The sequence below is a fragment of the Niabella beijingensis genome (genome assembly GCF_020034665.1).
Taxonomy (GTDB): domain Bacteria; phylum Bacteroidota; class Bacteroidia; order Chitinophagales; family Chitinophagaceae; genus Niabella; species Niabella beijingensis.
The window spans coordinates 771,455-794,487 of the sequence record NZ_JAIQDI010000001.1; the positions used below are offsets into that span (position 1 = coordinate 771,455).

A 23,033-nucleotide genomic window follows, 5' to 3' on the forward strand; every position below is an offset into this window, starting at 1 on the left:
ACTATCTTATTTTATCGTCTGGATGCCTGCTTTCAAAAATTGCCCCACAAGATACGCAATATTTATGCAATCGCATCGTTCTATTTTTTGATTTTAAGTTATGTTTAGTGAATGGCGAAAGGGACTTCCGCCGTATTGTAAAGAAAATGGGAAGAATTTTCCGATATTTCATTTATTTCTGTTACCTTTGCCGTCCAAAAAAAAAGATCCATGGCGAATCATAAAGCTACAAAGAAACATGCACGTCAGGCCTTAAAGCGTCGCGACAGAAACAAGTATTATGGTAAAACTACCCGTAATGCCATTAAAAATCTGAGAGCTGCTGAAGGTAGTGACGCGAAGGGACAATTACCTTCCGTGGAAAGCATGATCGACAAATTAGCGAAAAGGGGCGTTATCCACCGCAATAAAGCCGCTAATTTAAAAAGCAAGCTGGCTAAAAAAATCAACGCAGCAGTAGCAGCGTAATTAAAGATAATCCTGTTTTAAGGAAATAAAAAAGGAAGAGCATCCACTCTTCCTTTTGTTGTTCTAACTATTTTTCTACCGTGCCTGGTTATAGGCTTCCACGGCATTCTTCACACTCTTATTCTCCAGCAACAGCTGCTTGGCCTGCTCGTAATCCTTCAGCCCGGTCTTCTCCATTACCATTTTTGTACCCCGGTCCACCAGCTTTTCGTTGGTCAGCTGCATGTTCACCATACGATTGCCTTCCACCCTTCCCAGCTGGATCATCACCGTTGTGGAGATCATATTGAGCACCAGCTTCTGGGCCGTACCGCTTTTCATACGGGTGCTTCCTGTTACAAATTCAGGTCCCACGATCACCTCTATGGGGTAATCGGCAACAGCGCTTACAGGCGCATTGGGGTTGGAGCTGATGCTGCCGGTAATGATACCGCGTTGCTGGCATTCCCGCAGTGCACCGATCACGTAAGGAGTGGAGCCGCTGGCGGCTACTCCCACTACCACATCTTTCTCATTGATCTCATAAGCCTCGAGGTCCTTCCAGCCCTGGGCTTCATCATCTTCAGCATTTTCAACCGGTGTGGTAATGGCCCTGCTGCCGCCTGCAATGATACCGATCACAACACCCATTGGTAACCCGTAAGTGGGCGGAATTTCACTGGCATCCAGGATGCCCAGGCGGCCACTGGTGCCGGCGCCGATGTAAAACAGCCGCCCGCCGTCCACCATGTTTTCCACAATGGCTTCAATTAACTTTTCAATATTGGGAATTACTTTCTGTACTGCCAGTGGCACTTCCTGATCTTCCTTATTCATGGATGTCAGCAATTCCAGCACCGACATCTTTTCCAGGTGGTCATATTTGCTAGCCTGCTCCGTAATCTTTTCTCCTGCCATATATATCCGATATAAATTTCTTTTAAAACAATTCAGGAATGGTACTCAATCAGCCCTTTCATCGGCTTCTGAAGCACTTTTCCCAACTCAAAGCTGTAGCTGTTACAAAGTTCTTTCAATACATCTTTAAATCCGAATGCAACACTCCCTACAAAACTGATGGGATGTTTCCAGGCTTCCTGGAATTTGCAAAGGTGCGTAAAAAAGAAATCATTCAGGCCATCTTCGATAATATTCTCCACCATGTAGTGTCCTCTGTTCTCCGCAAGGAATTTTGCAAACCCCGCAAGATAGCGGTTCGGAAGCGGTTGTTTGTACACCCGTTCCAGGATCTCCGTGGCATTGGTAACATAGGCCGCGTCAAAACGGGCCCTCAGATCCTCGTCGAACGTATTGTATAAAAAATACTGGATCACTTTCCTGCCCAGGTAGGCGCCGCTGCCTTCATCACCCAGAACATAACCCAGCCCCGGGCTGTTCTTCTGGATCTTACGCCCATCATAATAGCAGGTACTGGAGCCCGTGCCCAGTATACAGGCGATGCCCCTGCTCCGGCCGCAAAGCCCGCGGGCCGCGCCCTCCACGTCGTGCCACACCTGTACTTTCGCATCCGGGAACAGGCGGCGCAGGCTTTTCTGCACCAATTTGCGGTTGTCCGGATTCAGACAGCCCGTACCATAATAAAATACCTCCTCCACTGCCACATTTTTCAACTTCGGGAGCAGTTCTTTGTTCAGCAGCTCCACGATCTGATCTCCGTTCAGAAAATAGGGACTCACCCCGCCGGTAAGAACGGTTTTTGTTTTACCATTGTTTAGAAGACACCACTCGGCCTTTGTAGAACCCGCATCTGCGATAAGTTGCACTCTTGACATTGAAACTGTAGTTTAGTACGGAGCTGTTACCAGAACGAGTCTGTTCCGCAGTAATAAGTGCCAAAAATAACCTATTTATAAAATAATCAGAAAATGATTTGATTTCTACAATAAACAGCAAAGATTGGCTATTTTGCAGCCTCTCATAAACAGAATGAATGAAAAAGAAATTTGAGGTCTGGCTGCCCTTATTATTTTCCCTTGTAATGATCGTTGGTATGTTCATCGGATACAAACTCCGCGGAGCCCAGCCCAACGGAGGGTTTGCCACGTCCCGCCGCAGCACCTCACTGGAAGAAGCCTTGGAGATCATCCGGCAGAAATATGTAGACTCTGTACGGATCGACACCCTGGAAGCCAATGCCATCCGGGAAATGATGAATGAACTGGACCCGCATTCCGTATACCTCCCCCCTGTTGATCTGAAGGAAGCCAATGAGGAGCTTTCCGGAAAATTTGAAGGCATCGGCGTGGAGTACAACCAGATCCGCGACACGGTAAATATCACTTTTGTATTAAAGGATGGCCCGAGCGAGAAAGCGGGACTTAAAATAGGCGACCAGATCATAAAGGTCAATGATTCCACAATTGCCGGCAGAAAAGTGACCAGTACTACAGTGCGTAACCTGATACGGGGAGAGAAAGGAACATCGGTAAACCTCCAGATCCGGCGGGATCAGCAACTGCTGACGATTCCCGTGACACGTAACAATATCCCCACCCCCACACTGGTGGCATCATATATGATCAATAACAAGGCGGGGTATATCAAACTCGATCGTTTTGGCAGCACTACCTACCGTGAATTTATGGAGGCTATGGAACGCCTGAAGAAACAGGGACTTACCGAGCTCGTGCTGGACCTCCGCAGCAATGGGGGCGGCTATATGGACCAGGCCATTGATATCGCGGACGAGTTCCTGGACGGGGATAAACTGGTGGTGTATACGGAAGGTACCAACAGCCCCAAAAAAGAATACCGCTGCAAACGCCCGGGCATATTCGAAACCGGGAAGCTCACCGTACTGGTGGATGAACTCTCTGCCAGCGCCAGCGAGATCCTGAGCGGGGCTTTGCAGGACTGGGACCGGGCAACCATTGTAGGCCGCCGGACCTTTGGAAAAGGGCTGGTACAGGAAATATTCCCCCTTAGCGACGGTTCTGCATTAAAACTGACGGTTTCACGGTATTACACACCGCTGGGCCGCAGTATACAGCGGCCTTACAACAAAGGAAAGAAAGTGTATATGGATGACATCTGGGAACGTTATGCCAACGGCCAGGCCTATTTTGCAGACAGCAATAAAGTAAACAACGGCAAACAGTATAAAACACCCGCAGGACGCTTTCTTTACGGAGGCGGAGGCATCATGCCGGATATTTTTGTAGGATTGGATACCTCACGTACTTCCAAGGAGATCAATAAACTTTTTTTCAACGGTACTTTTACCGACTTTGTGTTCCATTACTATCTGGAAAACCAGCAGCTGATGGATCCCTACTCCTCGCCCATTTCATTCTCGGAGGGATTTGACCCCGAAAAAGCAATGTGGCAGCAGTTTGTAAGCCGTGCTCAAAAAGATACAATAAATCTGACCTATATCCCCGAAGCGGAAAAAGCAAGGGTAGCCAACCGGATGGAAGCCTACCTGGCGCGCTTCAAATGGAGAGACTCCGGGTATTACCAGGTGCTGAACTTGAGAGACTCCGTAGTATTAAAGGCGGTTGACTTCTTAAAAACAAAATAAGATGGAGATCAAAAATAATATACTGGAAACCATTGGCAACACACCTTTGATCCGTTTGAACAGGATCACCAAAGACCTGCCCTGTACCGTATTGGCCAAAGTAGATTATTTTAATCCCGGCAACAGCATCAAGGACCGCATGGCCCTCAAAATGATCGAAGTGGCAGAAGCAGAAGGCCATTTAAAACCCGGCGGTACCATTATTGAAGGCACCAGCGGCAATACCGGTATGGGGCTTGCCCTGGGAGCGATCGTGAAAGGGTACAAATGCATTTTTGTTACCACCGATAAACAATCGAAGGAAAAAGCCGATGTGCTGAAGGCTATGGGTGCGGAAGTGATCGTATGTCCTACAAATGTGGAGCCTGATGATCCGCAAAGCTACTACAGTGTAGCGGCCCGCCTGGCAAAGGAGACACCCAATTCCTATCATATGAACCAATATGATAACCTGGCAAACCGGCTGGCTCATTACGAGACCACTGGCCCGGAGATCTGGAGACAGACCGACGGAAAGATCACCCACCTCGTGTGTACCGCCGGAACCGGTGGCACCATCACCGGTACTGCACAATATCTTAAAGAACAGAATCCGGAAATACAGGTTTGGGCGGTGGATGCCTATGGCTCCCTGCTTACCAAATACTTCAACACGGGAGAGGCGGATATGAACGAGGTATATCCCTATTTCAGTGAAGGTTTTGGTGAAGACTTTGTACCTAAAAATTACGACATGCGGGTGATTGATGCCTTTACCCAGGTGACCGACCGGGATGGCGCGATCATCGCGCGGAAACTGGCAAAGGAAGAAGGGCTTTTTTGCGGGTACAGTGCCGGAAGTTGTGTCAGTGGCCTGATGCAGTTAAAGGACCGATTAAACAAAGACGACCTGGTGGTTTGTATCTTTCATGATCATGGCAGCCGGTATGTGGCAAAAATTTATAACGACCAATGGATGATGGAACGCGGGTTCCTGGATGTGAAGTCCTTCAAGGATATTATCAGCGGCCGGCCGGCGGGCAACCGTCTTATCACTGCAGAAGCAGCGCAGACCGTAAGCGAAGCTGTTGAACTGATGAGGCGGTACGACATCGAATCCATCCCGGTCTTTAAGGACGGGGATATGATCGGGTCTATCAGCGAAAGCGGCCTGTTCCAGAAACTGTTTTCCAATACCGAATTAAAGCAGGAAAAGATCGAACAGGTCCTGGAGCCGGCGTTCCCGGTAGTCGACTTCAATACGCCGATCGAAAAATTAAAATCCCTTCTGAATAAGGACAATGGTGCGGTGATGAGCAAAGATGAGGCCGGCAATTACCACATCATCACCAAGTATGATGTATTGCAGGCACTGGGAAGTTAGTACGGCATACCCATTACGATGATCTAAATTAAAATCCGGGAAAACCGGTATCCCACATAGCCGGAAAGAGCGCAAAAAAGATTATTTTTGCGCCTCACTATAAACCTCTTTTATGAAAGTTGCAAATCCAACCGGAAAAACATTGGAAGAATTGCTGGATAAATTGGCTCCCCACTACCCCGGCGCCAAAATAAGAAAACCTTTTCTGGGTATCGGCCCCAAAAACCTGATACTTCCGTCCGGCAACATGAAACACGTGGTACGGCCGGCGAAGAGCAATCTTGTTACCGACTTTGTGCCGCCTGTGGCACTGATCATCCTGGCGGTGGTTTTGGGCATTGTGCTGGCTTTTGTAGGTTCATTTATTGTATACAGCCTGGGTGGCCGTTATACAATTGGTGGCGTATTATGGATGCTGCTTGTGTTGTTGCTGCTGAAATACTTTTATAAAAACTCCAATAAGGAAAAGTTCGAAAAATTCCATACAGATCTGAACCTCGCCTTAACCAGCTCCAGTCAGCCCGGTTCTATTTTCTGATCCGGTCTGCCAGCTTCTGAAACTGTTACAGGCCATGAATCAATGAGGAAGAGAAAGGATATAATCTTTTGCAGCATAGGGAGAGAGCACATTTAACCGCTGTGCGATAAGTGCATTCCACTGCTCCTGTTTTTGTTTGTTACGGCCATTGTTCGTTTCCGCATCATATTTTTTCTGAAATGCATTGAGCTCCTTAAACAGGCGGTTCACTTCGGTCGTGATCCGTTCTATTGCAGATCGTCCCAATGATTGCGTTCTTAAAAAACGCGATAACTCGCGGGCGTAGATCTCTGAGATATCAAAATGTTTCTGCTCGTGATTCAGCAGGTAGGCACGGTCTGCGGCACTGCCTTTCAGCACCTTTTCGACCATGTAGGAATGTGCAGGGTCCATCTGTGCATAAACGCGTATAAGACCTTTCCCCTTATTTACACCAGAGGTTATTGGGGTCACCGCATAAATGAATCCGGTGCGGGTCACCGCCATATTCCGCCCTAGATTATCGGGTGAAGGTTTTCCTGCTCTTACTATCCTGAAATCTGAAATACGCAATGGTCGTGCCTGCGACCACCGGATGGTGGTTGATTGTCCGGCAACCGACACTGCAAAGAGCAGTCCGGCAATCACCAGCAACAGTTTTATCCTGCTAAAATAAAAAATCACGCCGCGCCATATTCCAGCGTAGCCCGACAGAGAGCCACTTGGTAGTATTATCCGGCACTGTTGCGATCCGGTATTTACGATACATCCCAGCCACATCAAAGAACAGGTTCTGTATGATCTCATATGAAACAGTAAGTGAACCGATCATCCCCTTATTACTGATGCCGCTGCCGATATAATACCCTTCGTCACTTTCACGACCATCACGGTAGTTTCTGAAAAGATCTCCCCCATAGCTCGGTGAACCCCAGGCCGTATAATAACTGGTGGTATCCAACCCTTTATTATACATGATCAGCATGGCCTTCAGATAGAGGCGCGGCAGAGGCTGGTAGTTGGCAATCCCCACAAATTCCCTGAAATTCGCGCCCAGCGGATGTGCCAGGGGCTGATTATAATGTATGAAATTATTTTGTGCCCATTTATCCGTGTAGGTAAAAGGTCGTACGAAATTACCTTCCACCTGGAGATCCAGGTTCTTAACCGTAAAGGCATCTGCATATTTGGCGCCGATCTGATAACCGAATTTATTCACCCAGGGGCCGCCGGACTTCAACACCTTATTTACTACAAATTCATTGATCAGCCACTGCCCGTAAGCCTGAAAATATTTTGCAAAATTGGCCTTAAAATCAAGCCCGATGCTGGACTTGGCACTATTACCTGTATATGATGAATAGGCCCTGTTAAACATCGACGGATTCAGGTAGCCCACCTGCAGGCCCCCATTCTTTTTGCTGTTGTACATGGTACTTTCAAAGAAGCCCAGTTTCAGCCAGTTGGTGGGTTGCCAGGTAAGATAGTGGAACATCATATAGTTACGCGGACGGGTTGAATCCTTGCCGGAATAACTATTATCAAATGGAGCAATCGTTTGTGCCGCTACAGAGGTCAGCTGGAATTTGCCCGCCTGAACCCCTAATTTCAGGAAGGGATAAGGAGCACTGAAATCGCTGATAAAAGTGGTCCGGTACCCGTCTCCGATAAAAAATTTATCATGTGCGATCTGGAAATCGATGTATTTCCCTGCATGAAAGGTCACTCCTCCGCGTACATCCCAGTAATCAAAGCCATCGCCTTTAAATCTTTTATAATACCCCAGTCCCGGTACGCTGATATGTGCCCTGCTATAGTCCTGCACATACCGCGGATCGCGTTCCTGGTTCTCTGAAAAATACAGGTAATACCCTACACGCTGGTCGATCTGCCCGCGAAAGCGGACGCCCCGGGTGTTCACAAAGGTCTTGGTACCCGTAGCCTTTCCCAGTTCGAAATTAATTACAGGGTCAATGATCAGGCTGTACTGGTCGCGCTTATCAACGGCATAGAGATGGGCCGGATTCTTAAAAAATGCACCAAGTATAGGCTTGCGCTGAAAAGAATCGGCATAACGGGTCGTCCAGTCGGAATTATTCATCATCATACTCCGGATATTATACCGGTCGATACTGGTGAGCACCCCTTCCAGGGCACCCGCCTTATCCAGTGAATCAATCCGCTCCACGCGTTCCGTGGCACGTTTACGTCCATAAGGCTTCACGGTGGTAAACTGCAGCACAGAATCTCCTCTGAGCTTTATATCCAGCCGGTTGATCAGCCGGTTCTGCTTATCACTGAGCTCAATATTGTCCGTCTGCGCATAGCTATAAAAAGGCAGCAGGATCAAAGCAAGTTTTAGGATATTTCTGATTTGCATATAAGATAACGGTTTAATTAATTGTTTTCCGGTTTCAGCTGCGGCAAAGATAAGGCCATCAACAAGTTATTAGAACAGGATTCCGGCTAATTGATTAATTTCGAACGATTTTACGCATTTTATCAATATTGTTGCACTCAATAACAAAAATCATGCAAACATTCCTGATCAAGAACATAAGCATTGTAAATGAAGGCCGGACCCACACCGGAGATGTGCTGATCCGTGATGAGAAAATCGAAAAGATAGCCGGCAGCATTGATACCAAAGCGGCGGCAACAGAAATAAACGGTGAAGGACGTTACCTGCTCCCCGGGGTCATCGATGACCAGGTGCATTTCCGCGAGCCCGGACTGACCCATAAGGCTACGATCTATACCGAAAGCAAGGCCGCCGTGGCCGGTGGGGTGACCAGTTTTATGGAAATGCCCAATACGGTTCCGCCGGCATTTACGCTGGAACTGCTGGAAAACAAATACGAAACCGGCCGTACCTCCTCGCTGGCCAATTATTCCTTTTTTATGGGCACCAATAACCAGAATGCGGAAGATGCCCTGATGGCCAATAAATACAAAGACCGTATCTGCGGCATCAAAGCCTTTATGGGCTCCAGCACCGGGAACCTGCTGGTGGACAACCCCCTGGTACTGGAAAAACTATTTGGCGGAAGTGAAATGTTGATTGCGACCCACTGTGAGGATGAACGTATCATCAAAGCCAACCTGCAAAAAGCGATCGATTCCGGGAGAACCCTCACGACTGCCGACCACCCGGTGATCCGCAATGAGGAGGCCTGTTTTGAATCTTCTTTCTACGCCATCCAGCTGGCCAAAAAACACGGTTCCCGGCTGCATATCCTGCACATCAGTACTGAAAAGGAGCTGCAGCTGTTCACCAATATGCTTCCGCTTAAAGAGAAACGCATCACTGCCGAAGTATGTGTGCATCACCTGCACTTTACTGCAGATGATTATGCCGTTCAGGGCAACCTTATTAAATGCAACCCGGCCATTAAGGCGCCCCATCACCGGGAAGCCCTTTGGCAGGCACTGCTGGACGACCGGCTGGACGTGATCGCCACCGATCATGCGCCACATACGATCGAAGAAAAACAGGAGCCCTACCTGAAAGCCCATGCCGGTGTGCCGCTGGTGCAGCACTCCCTGCTTTTAATGCTCTACTATGTAAAACAGGGAAAAATTACCCTGGAAAAAGTAGTAGAAAAAATGAGCCACGCCGTGGCCGACTGCTTCCAGATAAAAGACCGGGGCTATATACGTGAAGGATACCAGGCCGACCTGGTCATAGCAGATATGAACATCCCCGTTGCCGTAGCAAAAGAAAACATTTTATACAAATGCGGCTGGAGCCCGTTTGAAGACATTAATGGAGCAGGCGATCCCTTCATTTTTCCTGCTGCTGTCACGCATACTTTTGTAAACGGGAATTTAATTTATGGAAATGGACAGTGGAATGAGTCTGTAAAGGGACAACGATTATTATTTGACAGGTAGGATTTGAGATGTCAGATATCAGACGTCAGATGTCAGACAGGAGTCACACTGATAGCTGACAGCTAAAAACCGGGAATCATAAACAAGAGTCATGCAGATCGACGACATCTCTTTTAACGATATCGCTATTTTTCATCCGGAGGAAGACTATTCCATCTTCCACAAACTGAACTTTACCCGCACTTTCGGAGGAAAGGAATGGCTGCGTCATTTCTTTTCCACACCTTTCAGCGACATTCAAAAAATACGCGGCACCCAAAAGATACTCCGGAAGCTGATCCTTCATGTGGAAGAATGGCCGGAAGATATTACCAATGGTACGATACTCGTAATGGACCGCTTCCTGGATTATGCACTGGACCGGGTAAGCAACAGTCCCACGGTAGTAGATGCCGCCATTTACCGGGTACTGCATCATGCCGACTATTCCATGGTCCGTTTTTCCATCAATCACTTTGCCGATTTTTTCAGAAGCATGAAACAGATCTCCACGCTGCTGAAAGAAGTGGAACTGCCGGCCGGCTTTAGTATTTATATTGAGCGCATCGGCCAGTTGCTGAAAACCGAAGCCTTTGCTCAATTATCCGAATCGGTAAAGGACCAGCCCTTCTCCATGAGCAAGAACCTGTATTTTGCCGGTCAGTTGCGCGAAGCACATAAACACGCCGTGCAGGAGCTTATGGACATCTATGCCCGGCTGGATGCCTGGTACTCGATGGCGATGGCAGTAAAACATTACAACCTGTCGTTCCCTGAATTTACAGAGCAACCCACTCCTACAATAGAGGCAACAGGCCTCTATCATATTTTGCTTCAGCAACCGGTGTCATACGATCTTGAGATCAACCAGGAGAATAATTTCCTGTTTTTAACCGGCGCAAACATGGCAGGAAAAAGCACGCTGATCAAATCGGTGGGTGCCGCTGTTTTTCTGGCCCACATTGGAATGGGAGTACCCGCCAGGTCGATGAAGCTGACCTTATTTGACGGACTGATCAGCAATATCAATGTGGTGGACAATATTGTAAAAGGCGAAAGCTACTTTTTTAATGAGGTACAACGCATCCGGAATACCGTAGAGCGGGTAAGTAACGGTCAGCGATGGCTGGTACTGATCGACGAATTGTTCAAGGGAACCAATGTGCAGGATGCCATGCGTTGTTCGCTGGCAGTGATCCGCGGATTGCTGAAGGTGAAGAGTTCGTTGTTTGTCCTCTCCACCCATTTATACGAAATCGGCGAAGAACTGGCCGCCACCCCTTCTATTGCTTTTAAACATTTTGAGACCACCATCGACGGTGATAACCTTTCCTTCAGTTACCAGTTAAAAGAAGGGATCAGTAAAGACCGGCTGGGTTACTTTATCCTGAAAAAAGAAAAGGTAGTGGAAATGCTGGACCGGCTCTGACCCCTGTACAACTTCATAAAAAGCCGGAGGGCCTATGCCCCCCAGCCACCTGTCACCAGGTACTTAACACTTCACTTCTCCCCTGTTCAATATTCCTGCAAAATAACAAAATGCATCAATGTTGCAAAAAATATTTTAAAGAAATCACCCCCCGGATGGTGGCGCAACGCAATCACAATGCCTGATTCTGTGTCTGGATATATTGAAGCAAGTCCTCACGACCGCCCCTGTCAACCGCAGAAGTCACAAAATGCAATGGCAATGTTTCCCAGCTTTCTTTCAGGGTTTCGAGAAATGCCGCTACATTCCGGATGGTAGCACCCGGCTTGTTCTTATCCGCTTTGGTAAACACCAGCACAAAAGGGATCTGCCATTCACCGAGCTGGTTAATGAATTCAAGATCGATTTTTTGCGGTTCATGCCGGCTGTCGATCAGTACAAATAAACAAATGAGGTTTTCCCTTTTAAGGATATACCGCTCGATCATCATAGACCAGCTTTTCCGTTGCTTTTGAGAAACCTTGGCATAGCCATATCCCGGAAGATCCACCAGGTACCAGGAAGATTTTATCAGTTTCCCGGTTTTATCCCGGATCCCCGATAGGATCTCAAAATGATTGATGAGCTGTGTTTTTCCGGGCGCCGCCGAGGTCTTGGCCAGTGCTTTTTTATCGCACAACATATTGATGAGGGAAGATTTCCCCACGTTGCTACGGCCGATGAATGCATATTCCGGACGGTCCGCTTTCGGACATTGTGTATATTCGGCACTACTTTTAACGTAAGCCGCAGACTGGATCTCCATAGCTGCAAATTTATAGGGAAGGGCGCAATCTTAAATGAAAAGGCACCGCTACCTTTTGTTTTTCCCCGCTGAGCACCAGCCGCGCCGCCTCTGCACCCATTGCCTCAAAATCTGTTGAAAACGTGGTGATCCCCTGTAAGATCAGCCGTTTCAGGGGCGTTTCGTTATAACTGATCACGCCCACATCCGCTCCCAGCCGGAGTTCTGCGGCCATGATCTTGTCAACCAGCGTAACCAGGTCGTCCTCCATGAGACAGATATAGACCTCTTTTTCCGAGATGATTTCCTTCTGAATATGGTGCACCACTTTCCCGTTGAAAGCGTATTGCTGACAGAATCTCCGGAACCCATTGGTGATCTCCTCCGGAAAATAGGAGTATTCCGGCTCAATAATCTTCAGGGTTTCGTAATGTTTAAGCCGGTCCAGTGCCTTTTCCAGCGACCGGTAAATGTCTTCTTCGAAGTTTTCATACACCGCGCTGAAATCACCGGTAACCCCCGGTACCAGTTTGTCGAGCAGGATCAGCTTTTCCTTGGGCAGGGCATTGATGATCTCCGGTGCGCCTTCTCCCCCTTCCATAAAATGGGTGATGATCACAAAATGGGTGTATTTCTTTTCAATACTGGAGATCAGTTTTTTAAAAAGGTTGAAATCATTATTGTAAATGTAAAAGTCGATTACAGCCGTGGGACCCAGCGTCTTTACAAATGCATCATAGATGATCTTTTTGTGCGTGCTGAGCTTATTGAACATCAGGAATATCTTCAATGAGTTCTGCAGATCACCGGCTTTTACAAAATACCCTTTACCCGGAACAGAGCCCAGCACCCCCATCCGTTTCAGGTGTTTATAGGCCTTTTCTGCCGTATCACGGGAAATTTCAAATTCATAACTCAGCTCGTTAATGGAAGGCAGGATATCATCCTTGCGGATACTGCCATCTGCTATGGCGTTGATAATGGATTGCGCCAGCTGCTGGTATTTGGGCGTGGCTGACAATACATCCAGCTCAATATATTTAAAAATACTCATTTTGAAACAGGCAAACTTTGCAAATAAAAGTAGGAAAAATAAATGAAGTTCCCCATCCGAAAATAGCAGCCTGCCGGACGCAATGGTTCCCGGGTCTTTTCAATGCATCACTAGGCAATTCCCTTTACCTTTGCAGCGTATGACAGAATTTTCGCACGACCCTATTATTCCTTATAAAGAATCGGGAAAATCCAAAAAAGAACAGGTGGCTGAAATGTTCGACCGCATTGCGCCCCGTTATGATCTTACCAACCGGGTGCTCTCGGGCCGCTCGGATGTGGCCTGGCGTAAAAAAGCGATAGGGCTGTTAAAAAAGTACCGGCCGCAGGAGCTGCTGGATATCGCTACGGGCACGGGTGATATGGCCATACGCGCCTGCAAAATGCTGTCGCCCCGTCATATAACCGGTGTTGATATTTCGGAGCAGATGCTGGAAGTAGGCCGGCAAAAAATCGCAAAAGAAGGACTGGGCAGCAAAATAACCCTCGAAGCCGGCGACTCTGAAAACCTCCGGTTCCCGGACAACCGCTTTGACGCCGCAATGGCGGCATTCGGTGTGCGCAACTTTGAACACCTGGAAAAAGGATTGTCCGAAATGTGCCGGGTATTAAAACCGGGCGGTCAATTACTGATCATTGAATTTTCCCGGCCCCGGCCCGGCTTGTTCAAAGGATTGTATCAGCTGTATATGAACGTTGTGGCGCCCCACATCGCCGGGCTGCTGAAGCAGAACAAAGAAGCCTATCAATACCTGAATAAATCGGCCCGGGCCTTCCCCGAACGTAAGGAGTTTACTGCCATACTGGAAAAGACCGGTTTTAAAAATGCGCGGTACCGGGCACTTACCCTTGGTATCTGCTGCATTTATACCGCTGAGAAGCCGTAGGCGGTCAGCACACCTGAGATTTGAAACCTGGAATTTGAAAATCGTATCACTGGTACCTTCCATAACGGAACTTTTGTACACCCTGGGCCTGGAAACGGCGGTAGTGGGTATCACGAAATTCTGTGTACATCCGGAACATTGGTTCCGGACCAAAACAAGGATCGGCGGCACCAAAGATTTACACCTTGAAAGGATCATCGCTCTTCAGCCCGACCTTATTATTGCCAACAGGGAGGAGAATGTAAAAGAGCAGGTGGAGGTGCTGCAGCAACTGTTTCCGGTGCTGGTCACCGACGTAAACGGTTATCAGGAGGCTCTTGAAATGATCCGAACCATTGGTACTGCAACACAACGCAGCCACGAGGCCGCAGCATTAATATCCGCAATAGAAAGAGCGTTTGAACACCTGGATAGCCCAGTACAAAAAACAGCGGTTTATTTTATCTGGAAAGACCCCTGGATGACGGTTGGCGGAGATACATTCATTAGTGATATGATGGCCAGGGCCGGTTTTATAAACCTTTATGCATCCCGTAACAGATATCCCGTAATAAACCCGGACACATTAAAAATACTCCGGCCCGCATACCTCCTGCTTTCTTCAGAACCTTATCCGTTTAAAGAAAAACATAAAGCGGAACTGCAGCACCTTTTACCCGGTACAACAATAATGCTGGTAGATGGCGAATTATTCAGCTGGTATGGCAGCAGGATGCTGCAGGCACCGGCCTACTTTAAACAACTCCGGGCAAAGGGTTAACGGAAAGGTGCTTACCTGCTGCGCGCACACCGGTTCCGCTCCGTCAGACAAAAAAGAAGGCAGCCCAGGGCCGCCTTCCGGAAAAAGATACTGCAGATACCAGTGCACCAATGCCTGCAGGCTGTTTAATGCAGGGTAGGATCAAAGGATCCGCCCCAGTCCTTGTTCTGTTCCAGCTTAGTGGTTTTGTTGATAATGCTCTGCGCGATCGGATAGAAATAATACTTATCCGGAACAATATTCGTTTGCACACCGGTTTGCGGCACCTGTACCACGGAATATTTAAAATTATTTTCTGAAAGGCTGAACGTACTGGCCTTTTGCTGGGCTTCCAGTATGGGCATTTCCGAACCGTTTACATTGATGGCTATGGCCTCCACACCATTTTTGGTTTTCTGATCCAGCAGGCTGAACAACCGCCAGCGGCGCAGGTCATTAAAACGATGCCCTTCAAAACAAAGCTCGATATTCCTTTCGTTCATGATCGCCTGTCGTACATCTTCCCGAGAAACCGCTGTAATGCCATAGGTATTTCCCGCACCGGGTTCTATGCCGGCACGTTTCCGGATCTCCCGCAGCAATACCAGGGCCTCTGCTGCATGACCTGCTTCATTGGCCGTTTCTGCATAATTCAGCATCACTTCCGCAAAACGCATCAGCACAAAATCAATATCGTATTGCTGTACGTTGGGCTGGGTCAGGTTCAGGTTACAGTTCTTCAGGATAAAGAAACCCGTATACGTGTTGTTGTTGGTAGACTTATCGCCTACACGGGGATTGACCCCAAAGTTATCATTTGCGGAGGCGATGCCCACACTGGTATATTGCTTATAACCTTTCGGGGTGCCTGCAACCGGGAAAAGGCGGGCGTTCCAGAGAATGGATTTTTCAAAACGGGGATCCCGGTTCTTCCAAAAAGATTGCAGCAGGTCGGCTTCCGACCGGTAGTAACTGCCCTGGGGATCGTTATAACGTTTGCCATCCTTCATCGGGAATGCTTTTATAAATTCCCAGGTAGGACAGGCAGAAGCATTGCCCCGGCTTAATGAGCCAGGTCTTGCCCCAAAATCCCAGCCGGCCGTCTTACCCGGAAATTTATTGATAACCGGGAATACGATCTCCGCATTTTTTTCAGACAGGGCAATTTTTCCATAATCCTCGATCAATCCATAGCCCTGGCTCTTCAGACTTTCATACGCTTTTTTGTTCTCGGTATAAGCCTCGGCCCAGTAAGCATTGTCCCAGGGGTTACCGGGATTGAACAATGGCGAAGCCTTAAACAACAGTACTTTTGCCTTGAAGGCCTGTGCAAAATTCCCGTCGATATGTCCCCAGTCAGGAGAAGTAACATCGATCTTTGCCGGCAGCAGCGCGAGGGCTTTATCCAGGTCTTCGATGATAAAATCAAAACATTCTTTTGTGGAATTACGCGGCAGATCCAGGTCGTCCTGGTAGCGGTCCAGCGGCATCGTTACGATCGGCACCCCGCCATATTCCTTTACCATTGAAAAATAGGTATACGCCCGCATAAAATAAGCCTGTGCCAGGATGCCTTCTTTTTCCGACTGGCTCAGCGTTCCGGCCTGCACATCACGTATCGCCAGGTTGGCCAGCCGCACATTGGCATAATCCCAATAGCTGGTGGTAGCACCGGTTACCGTAATGGCATCCTCACCAAAGGTAATGCCCGAAAGCTGTTCACTGTTGCGGTCTGCCGCCACGCTCCAGTTCCCGAATTTGTTATAAAGATTGGCCACAAATGCATTGGCCTGTTGCAGATCGTTCCAGACCTGTTCCGGCTGATAGTTATTCACATCTTCAATATCCAGCACCTTAGAGCAGCGGACACCCAGGATAATGATGCATAAAAATAGAAATAGCTTTTTCATTTGAATACTGGTTTAAATTTAAAAGGTGAGGTTCAATCCGGCAGTAAGAGTCCGCATCACCGGGTAAGAATCATAGTTCTTCTGCTCCGGATCCTGGAACTCTTTCAGCTTTGAAATGGCAAAGAGATTGGTGCCGTTCAGGAATACCTGGGCATTTACCAGCTTCAGGCGACTGATCCATCGCTCAGGAAGGGTATAACCGATGTTCAGGTTCTTCAAACGCATATAAGCGCCGTTCCTGATCCAGAAGGTGGAGCCATCGCTGCCGGATTCCAGCCAGTTCTGTCCCACCACGCGCGGATATTGGGCATCCGGCTTTTCCGGGGTCCACACATCGCTGGCCCAAATGGGATAATATACGCGGAAATTGCCGCCCCACTGGCGGATGCCTGGCCCGTCCTGGTTACTGATCATTACATCATAAGAGGTCACTCCCTGAAAATGTGCATCCAGGGAAAGTCCTTTCCACGATACGTTGAACCCAAAACCATAATTGACCCTCGGTTTTCCGTTCTTGCTCAGCAACTGTACATCGTTGCCATCGATCCGCCCGTCTGCACCGGGTGTATAACCATCGCCTCTTACATCCTCATAGATGATCGCGCCCAAATAGGGTTTCCGGCCGTAGTAATTATAGCCTTTTGCCGTCAGTTCATCCAGCTGTTCCTGTGTGCGGATAATGCCCAGCGCTTTAAAGCCATAGATGCGGTCTTCCGGCTGACCGATGCGGGTGCGGAAATGCTCCACACCGTCCGGTCCGTAGGCCACCGGTTCATCCAGCACCTCCCAGCGGTCGCGCGCATAACCCATATTTGCGTATACGGAATAAGAAAGCTCTTTTCCCGCACGGTCACTCCATTGCACATCGAACTCTGCACCTTTGAACGAACGCACTGCATAGTTCTCCGGTGCAGGTGTAGTACCATAAACATCCGGTATGGCCACCACGCGTGACGCCAGGATGTCCTTCATCCGGTTGGTAAAGAAATCCAGTCGCCCCGAAAGCCGGCTGTTCAGCGTGGCAAAGTCCAGGCCGATGTTCTTGTTCTCCACGGTAGCCCAGGTCAGACCAGGCACCGGAACGGGACTGGGTTGAATGGTCTTATATAACCGGTCGCCAAAAACATAGGGTGTGCTGTTCTGGTAGGTTTCCTTATACAGGAATCCCGGAATGGTTTGCGGATCTGCGATATTGGAATAATTCAGGTCATTCCCTGTTGTACCATAAGAGGCCCTGATCTTCAGGTCATTCAAAAAGGCCACGTGGTCTTTGAAGAAAGATTCCTGTGAAAGCCGCCAAGCCAGCGATACAGAGGGATAGGCTCCCCATTTGCGGCCTTTGGCAAAGGCACTGTTGCCATCATAGCGCAGCGATGCCTCTACAATGTAACGATTAGCATAATTGTAATTCAGTCGTCCGATCCAGGATTGTGCGGCCCCCAGGCCTTCCAGCCCGTCCGCATAGCGGTCTGCAGGATCTTCGGAATAAGAGAAGAACTGATCGATATTGGCAATGGGATTATAGGCCGTGGAGATCGAGCGGTAATAATGTTCCTGACGCTGTTCAAATACCGCAAGGGCATCAACGGTATGTTTACCAAAACTGCGGTTATAGGTCAGGAAGGCATTAAACTGGTATTTCCAGCCATTGTCCTGCCGGTACCGTAAAAAGGGCGCCTGCTGGCTGAAATTAAAGATATTGATCTTATCCGGATCCGGCGGGCCGGGTACAAACCGGTTATTGGGATCACCCTGTATAAACACATAATTTTTCTGGAAGGTCATGTACCATTTCCGTAAAAAATCATTGGCCTCGTAATTGCCCACGATCTTGGCAGCCAGGCCCTGGGTGATCTTATGCAGATTGATATCAAGCGTTGCGATCGTGTTCAGTTGCCGTTTCCTTGTTTTGATATACCGGTCGCCCATCACCTGGTCGATCACGCTCCAGGCCTGCCAGCTTCCCATGGGCGTCTGTACCGGGTAGTCGGTAATATGATCTGCCGGGCTTCCGTCGGCATTGATATAAAAGGGGTACAGTTTGGGCCAGTTAAAAGTTACCCGGTAGAAGTCGGATACATCATAGTCATCATCCGGGGAGAACGGCCAGTAGAATTTATCGGAGTTCTGCTGTGCCGCTGCAATGTTCATATTCAGCTTGATGTCGTCGGTGATCTTTGCAGTAATGTTCGAACGGAGATTGAATTTTTTATACCCCAGGTTTTCATAGGACCCGTTTTCACCGGTATAGCTGATCATGTTATAGTAATTCAGCTTCTCGCTTCCTCCAGAGATATCCAGGAGGTATTTTTGCACAGTGGGGTTGCGCCATACCCAGTCGTTCACATTATAATTCTTATCCCTGAAATAATTGAACTCTGTTTCCCCGTTGGGCAGCGGATCGTTTTTCTTGTTGTATTCATTATTGAACTCCACCACCCGGTTCTGGTAGATCAGTTCATCGGTGGCTGTTGTAAGATCGCTCAGCAATGTTCTTGTAGGGGTCGACCTTGAAAAAGAGGTCTGAAAATGCAGGGTAGGCTTCTGGGGCGTTCCCTTTTTTGTAGTAACCACCACTACGCCGTTGCCCGCCCTGGAACCATAAATGGAAGCCGTAGCCGCATCTTTTAATACGTTCAGCTGATCGATCTCGTTCGGGTCCAGCGCGTCAAATTCCGCCTTGCCTTTGATCACCCCGTCGATCACATACAGCGGCTCTCCGTTGGCACCACGGATACGGATGCTGGAACTGGCACCCGAAAGACCGGAGGTATTGGTGACCGTTACCCCCGGGGCACGGCCTGCGAGGGTATTGGACATATTAGCCGCAGGTATGTCCGTTAATTTTTTGGTACTGATACTGGTAACAGCACCCGTAAGGTTGGAACGTTTTTGTGCGCCATATCCCACGACCACCACTTCATCCAACGCTGCAGTGGCGGCCAGCAGCCGGATCTGCAGGGTGGTTTCATTGCCCACGGTCACTTCCTGCGGCTGGTATCCGATGACCGATATTTCCAGCACGTCACCCGCTGTTACGTTCATTTTAAAGGTACCATCCATCGCTGTGGCGGTGGCAGCTGATTTTCCTTTTATTTTAACCGTGGCACCGGCTAGGGGATTACCGGAGGAATCGGTCACTTTCCCTTCCACAGGCGGCGCCTGGACCAGTGACAGATAATGGTTGCCGGCAGCGGGTAGTGCCGCTTGTACTGTACTTACTTTCAATAACAGGCAGCACAGCAGAACCGGGAAGCCAAAAAGATACTTCTGGAGTCTTGTTTGCATAAGCTCTCGTAATTTTAAAGTTTAAAGAATGTGATTCAGATGAGCAAGTAAAAAAGGCAATTCAGGGCAATAGACAGGCAATGCGCTCTGCTGTATATACAGCGACGCTTTACATTCTCAGATAATTACTTTTATTCTCGGGTAGTTCCTTTTTTACTTCGGAATGATTGGAATTAAGTCTGATTTTTCAGGGTCATAGTGGGGTTCGGGGGTTTGTTAAAGAATAGCGAATAGCAGGACAAATGTTATCGAAAAAAATACACAAACAAAATTTTTTTCAGTATTTTTTAAAATAAAATTGACAAAAGATTATTATTTATATAATAAACAAGAATCTTTATTAAAAAATTTCATAAACAAGCTTCTGGCACTTTTCGCCCGGGAACAATAAACCGGAAATTAAATTTTATGGCTGCCGCAACAATTGATTAGTTTTAGTCCTGTACCAACAACAAGAAACGTATTGAAGCAATTTCCGCCGGGCATCAGGTTTAAATACCCCTGGAGAAAATACCAGCAACGGGTATTGAATGAACTTGAAGTTTATAAAAAAGACAACCACCTCCACATTGTAGCACCTCCGGGGTCCGGAAAAACAGTGCTGGGATTGCAGCTTTGCCTGGAGCTTCAGCAACCGGTGCTGATACTGGCCCCCACCCTTGCCATCAGGGACCAGTGGGCGGACCGGTTTTGTGAACTTTTTCTGCAACAGGCAACACTCCCGGACTGGATCTCATTTGATATCCGCAAGCCATCGCTGATGACGATCGTTACCTACCAGGGACTGCACGCGGCGTGCAGCAATTTTAAAGGTCCGTCAACCGAAGATCCCGATTCAGGGGCTGACACGGTTGAAACATCCGGCAGCGTCAACAACCCCAGTCTTGAATCCCTGCTTAAAAAGCTCCGCTCAGCTGGCATTAAAACCATAATCGCCGACGAAGCCCATCATCTGAAAAATGAATGGTGGCATACGCTTTTTGCAGTAAAGGACCGCCTGCAGCCGGTTGTCATCGGCCTGACGGCAACCCCGCCCTATGATGTCTCCTGGGCCGAATGGCAGCGGTATACATTAATGAACGGACCGGTGGACGCTGAGATCACCATTCCGGAACTGATACAGGAAGGTGATCTCTGCCCGCACCAGGATCATATCTTCTATACAGTTCCGACCACGGAAGAAAGCCGGGAACTGCACCAGTTCAAAGCCGAAGCAGAAAAGATAATGCAGTCGTTAAAAACAGACAGCGGATTGATCGCGGCAATAGAACAACATCCTGTCTGGACAGCACCCCTGTCCTGTCTGGAATGGATCTATGAAAACATGGAACAGTATATGGCCTTCCTGGTCTTTATGCAACACAATCAAAAAGAGATCCCGCAGGCACACAAGGAAATTACAGACAATCCCGGCTATCCGGTACCGGTACTGGATGAACGGTGGCTGGGCATACTCGTAAAGTGTTTCCTCTATGATCCGCATCCCGCTTCTAATGCTTTTAACCAGCAACGACGTCAACTGGAGGCGCACCTGAAAAAGGCAGGGATCCTCGAAAGGAAAGAGATCAGCTTTACAGAAAACAGCCGTATCAATGCCCTCCTTGCTTCCTGTATCAATAAACTAAAAGCTATTGAACAGATCGTTTCATTCGAATACAAACAGGCAGGACCGGGAACGCGCTGCGTCATCTTATCGGATTATATCCGAAAGGAATTTTTAGCCGCAGAAAAAGAAAATAATACCCCCATCAATAAGCTGGGAGTTGTACCCGTTTTTGAAACACTCAGGAGATCAAACAACAATAATAAAAAACTGGGGGTGTTGACCGGTTCCCTTGTGATTATCCCGCAAACAGCACTTCCCCTGCTGAATGCGATCGCTTCACCGGGTTCCTTTTCAACCACACCACTGAGTTATGACACCCGCTACCTGTTACTTACCATAACGGCAGGCAGCAGGCAAAGCGCTGTCTCACTCGTTACCCATCTTTTTCAACGCGGGGCCATCGAGGTACTGACAGGTACAAAATCGTTGCTGGGTGAAGGTTGGGACGCACCGGAGATCAACACACTGGTACTGGCAAGTACGGTCGGTTCCTTTGTACTTTCCAACCAGATGCGGGGACGTGCCATCCGCGCCGTTCGCACCGATCCCGGAAAAACCGCTAACATCTGGCATCTTGCCTGCGTGTACCCCGCGCTGCAAAACGGGGGAAGCGATTACCAGGCCGTAGCCCGCCGCCTAAAAGGATTTGCAGGCATTAGTTCCGGCGAACCACCCATTATCGAGAATGGTATCGCAAGGCTGGACCCACCTGCAGACCTGACAGATGCATCACTGCTTGATGTACACACTCAAAAAAGCTTTGCCCGTGCACAGGAAAGAAGGATACTGAAAGAACGATGGACAGCAGCAATTGCAAAAGGCAGTCAGCTCACAGACGCATTAAAAATTCCGTTCAAAGAAAAAAGACCCTACGAGCAAACGCAAAAACTTTACCTGTTCCGCACCATCAGAAATTTATTTTTTCTGATCGCGCTGGCTTTTGTGCATTTTTTACAGGATGCACTGATCGCCTATCTAAAGCTGTTCAAAGCCGTCCATTCAGGTGCAGGGCTCACGCTTTTTATTTCTATCTTTTCGCTGGGGGGGATCGTCATTTTCGGTGGCGCCACATTTAAAGCGTTTAAGATCTATATAAAATACCGGGACATTGCCCTGGATCTCAAACATATCGGAGATGCACTGCTCAATACCCTGATTTACACAGGAGCCATTAAGTCGCCGGAAGAAAAACTCAGGGTAGTTGCCACAAAAGAAAAAGCCGGCGCCGTTTTCTGTCACCTGGAGGGCGCTACCTCGCTGGAGCGTTCCGTCTTCATGGATGCGCTTTTTGAATTGGTGGACCCGGTTACAAATCCGCGTTACATCATCATCCGTAAAAGCAGGTTGTTCTTCTTTGTAACCCAGGAGGATTATCATGCCGTTCCCCGCCTGCTTGGCAGGCACCAGCACGCTGCCGGCTATTTCAGAAAACAATGGCAAACACAGGTAGGCCGCTGTGAACTTGTTTACACAAGAACACAGGAAGGCCGTAAACTCCTTTTGTATGCCCGGTTAAAGTCGCTGGCCGCCGTGCTGGAAAACAAACCGGAACATACCAGCAAATGGATCTGATTTTTACAGCTCATTTTTTTACTG

General features: G+C 48.3%; 17 protein-coding genes. 9 read left to right on the forward strand and 8 right to left on the reverse strand.

What is annotated here, in order from left to right; genetic code table 11:
• Positions 1-210: 210 nt before the first annotated feature.
• Complete coding sequence (gene rpsT / locus K7B07_RS03385) at positions 211-468, forward strand: 30S ribosomal protein S20 (RefSeq protein WP_223707452.1); 258 nt, start codon at positions 211-213, stop codon at positions 466-468.
• A 75-nt stretch (positions 469-543) separates the two neighbouring features.
• Here the strand turns inward: rpsT and murQ are convergent, their stop codons facing one another.
• A complete protein-coding gene (murQ, locus tag K7B07_RS03390) occupies positions 544-1,365 on the reverse strand; it encodes an N-acetylmuramic acid 6-phosphate etherase (protein WP_223707454.1) in 822 nt (273 codons plus the stop codon).
• A gap of 32 nt (positions 1,366-1,397) precedes the next feature.
• Complete coding sequence (locus tag K7B07_RS03395; RefSeq protein WP_223707456.1) at positions 1,398-2,240, reverse strand: N-acetylglucosamine kinase; 843 nt, start codon at positions 2,238-2,240, stop codon at positions 1,398-1,400.
• A gap of 158 nt (positions 2,241-2,398) precedes the next feature.
• Here K7B07_RS03395 and K7B07_RS03400 point away from each other — a divergent pair, with 158 nt between their 5' ends.
• From K7B07_RS03400 to K7B07_RS03410, 3 genes are all read left to right on the forward strand, one after another.
• A complete protein-coding gene (locus tag K7B07_RS03400) occupies positions 2,399-3,988 on the forward strand; it encodes a S41 family peptidase (RefSeq protein WP_223707457.1) in 1,590 nt (529 codons plus the stop codon).
• 1 nt (position 3,989) lies between these two features.
• Positions 3,990-5,351: a pyridoxal-phosphate dependent enzyme gene (locus tag K7B07_RS03405; protein ID WP_223707459.1), complete on the forward strand. Its 1,362-nt coding sequence runs from the start codon at positions 3,990-3,992 to the stop codon at positions 5,349-5,351.
• 112 nt (positions 5,352-5,463) lie between these two features.
• Positions 5,464-5,889: a hypothetical protein gene (locus K7B07_RS03410; RefSeq protein WP_223707461.1), complete on the forward strand. Its 426-nt coding sequence runs from the start codon at positions 5,464-5,466 to the stop codon at positions 5,887-5,889.
• A 39-nt stretch (positions 5,890-5,928) separates the two neighbouring features.
• On the opposite strand, the gene K7B07_RS27775 is transcribed toward K7B07_RS03410, so the two are convergent.
• Together K7B07_RS27775 and K7B07_RS03420 are read right to left on the reverse strand one after the other, a co-directional pair.
• On the reverse strand, positions 5,929-6,516 hold the full coding sequence (locus K7B07_RS27775; protein ID WP_223707463.1) for a DUF922 domain-containing protein: 588 nt from the start codon (positions 6,514-6,516) through the stop codon (positions 5,929-5,931).
• Positions 6,517-6,535: 19 nt separating this feature from the next.
• A complete protein-coding gene (locus K7B07_RS03420; RefSeq protein WP_223707465.1) occupies positions 6,536-8,248 on the reverse strand; it encodes a hypothetical protein in 1,713 nt (570 codons plus the stop codon).
• A 152-nt stretch (positions 8,249-8,400) separates the two neighbouring features.
• Between K7B07_RS03420 and K7B07_RS03425 the strand changes: the two genes are divergently transcribed.
• Both K7B07_RS03425 and K7B07_RS03430 read left to right on the forward strand, forming a co-directional pair.
• The gene (locus K7B07_RS03425) at positions 8,401-9,762 is read left to right on the forward strand and encodes a dihydroorotase (RefSeq protein WP_223707467.1); all 1,362 of its coding nucleotides are present in this window, start codon (positions 8,401-8,403) and stop codon (positions 9,760-9,762) included.
• A gap of 91 nt (positions 9,763-9,853) precedes the next feature.
• Complete coding sequence (locus K7B07_RS03430; RefSeq protein WP_223707468.1) at positions 9,854-11,170, forward strand: MutS-related protein; 1,317 nt, start codon at positions 9,854-9,856, stop codon at positions 11,168-11,170.
• A gap of 172 nt (positions 11,171-11,342) precedes the next feature.
• Here K7B07_RS03430 and yihA read toward each other — a convergent pair whose 3' ends face one another.
• Entirely contained in the window at positions 11,343-11,975 is a 633-nt protein-coding gene (yihA, locus tag K7B07_RS03435; protein WP_223707470.1) for a ribosome biogenesis GTP-binding protein YihA/YsxC, read from the reverse strand.
• A gap of 10 nt (positions 11,976-11,985) precedes the next feature.
• Positions 11,986-13,008: a GntR family transcriptional regulator gene (locus K7B07_RS03440; RefSeq protein WP_223707472.1), complete on the reverse strand. Its 1,023-nt coding sequence runs from the start codon at positions 13,006-13,008 to the stop codon at positions 11,986-11,988.
• Positions 13,009-13,147: 139 nt separating this feature from the next.
• On the opposite strand from K7B07_RS03440, the gene ubiE reads away from it, so the two are divergent.
• Together ubiE and K7B07_RS03450 are read left to right on the forward strand one after the other, a co-directional pair.
• Complete coding sequence (ubiE, locus tag K7B07_RS03445; RefSeq protein WP_223707474.1) at positions 13,148-13,894, forward strand: bifunctional demethylmenaquinone methyltransferase/2-methoxy-6-polyprenyl-1,4-benzoquinol methylase UbiE; 747 nt, start codon at positions 13,148-13,150, stop codon at positions 13,892-13,894.
• Positions 13,895-13,928: 34 nt separating this feature from the next.
• The gene (locus tag K7B07_RS03450) at positions 13,929-14,654 is read left to right on the forward strand and encodes an ABC transporter substrate-binding protein (protein WP_223707476.1); all 726 of its coding nucleotides are present in this window, start codon (positions 13,929-13,931) and stop codon (positions 14,652-14,654) included.
• Between the two features lie 125 nt (positions 14,655-14,779).
• On the opposite strand, the gene K7B07_RS03455 is transcribed toward K7B07_RS03450, so the two are convergent.
• Together K7B07_RS03455 and K7B07_RS03460 are read right to left on the reverse strand one after the other, a co-directional pair.
• Entirely contained in the window at positions 14,780-16,543 is a 1,764-nt protein-coding gene (locus K7B07_RS03455) for a RagB/SusD family nutrient uptake outer membrane protein (protein WP_223707478.1), read from the reverse strand.
• A gap of 18 nt (positions 16,544-16,561) precedes the next feature.
• A complete protein-coding gene (locus tag K7B07_RS03460; RefSeq protein ID WP_223707480.1) occupies positions 16,562-19,831 on the reverse strand; it encodes a SusC/RagA family TonB-linked outer membrane protein in 3,270 nt (1,089 codons plus the stop codon).
• Positions 19,832-20,294: 463 nt separating this feature from the next.
• On the opposite strand from K7B07_RS03460, the gene K7B07_RS03465 reads away from it, so the two are divergent.
• Positions 20,295-23,009, forward strand: coding sequence for a DEAD/DEAH box helicase family protein (locus tag K7B07_RS03465; protein WP_223707481.1), 2,715 nt, complete (start codon positions 20,295-20,297; stop codon positions 23,007-23,009).
• Positions 23,010-23,033: the final 24 nt, after the last annotated feature.

What these genes read in the sequence shown, in the direction of transcription:
- rpsT (WP_223707452.1), top strand. Translation starts at nt 211, where the DNA reads ATGGCGAATCATAAAGCTACAAAGAAACATGCACGTCAGGCCTTAAAG.
- murQ (WP_223707454.1), bottom strand. Translation starts at nt 1,365, where the DNA reads ATGGCAGGAGAAAAGATTACGGAGCAGGCTAGCAAATATGACCACCTG.
- K7B07_RS03395 (WP_223707456.1), bottom strand. Translation starts at nt 2,240, where the DNA reads ATGTCAAGAGTGCAACTTATCGCAGATGCGGGTTCTACAAAGGCCGAG.
- K7B07_RS03400 (WP_223707457.1), top strand. Translation starts at nt 2,399, where the DNA reads ATGAAAAAGAAATTTGAGGTCTGGCTGCCCTTATTATTTTCCCTTGTA.
- K7B07_RS03405 (WP_223707459.1), top strand. Translation starts at nt 3,990, where the DNA reads ATGGAGATCAAAAATAATATACTGGAAACCATTGGCAACACACCTTTG.
- K7B07_RS03410 (WP_223707461.1), top strand. Translation starts at nt 5,464, where the DNA reads ATGAAAGTTGCAAATCCAACCGGAAAAACATTGGAAGAATTGCTGGAT.
- K7B07_RS03420 (WP_223707465.1), bottom strand. Translation starts at nt 8,248, where the DNA reads ATGCAAATCAGAAATATCCTAAAACTTGCTTTGATCCTGCTGCCTTTT.
- K7B07_RS03425 (WP_223707467.1), top strand. Translation starts at nt 8,401, where the DNA reads ATGCAAACATTCCTGATCAAGAACATAAGCATTGTAAATGAAGGCCGG.
- K7B07_RS03430 (WP_223707468.1), top strand. Translation starts at nt 9,854, where the DNA reads ATGCAGATCGACGACATCTCTTTTAACGATATCGCTATTTTTCATCCG.
- yihA (WP_223707470.1), bottom strand. Translation starts at nt 11,975, where the DNA reads ATGGAGATCCAGTCTGCGGCTTACGTTAAAAGTAGTGCCGAATATACA.
- K7B07_RS03440 (WP_223707472.1), bottom strand. Translation starts at nt 13,008, where the DNA reads ATGAGTATTTTTAAATATATTGAGCTGGATGTATTGTCAGCCACGCCC.
- ubiE (WP_223707474.1), top strand. Translation starts at nt 13,148, where the DNA reads ATGACAGAATTTTCGCACGACCCTATTATTCCTTATAAAGAATCGGGA.
- K7B07_RS03455 (WP_223707478.1), bottom strand. Translation starts at nt 16,543, where the DNA reads ATGAAAAAGCTATTTCTATTTTTATGCATCATTATCCTGGGTGTCCGC.
- K7B07_RS03460 (WP_223707480.1), bottom strand. Translation starts at nt 19,831, where the DNA reads ATGCAAACAAGACTCCAGAAGTATCTTTTTGGCTTCCCGGTTCTGCTG.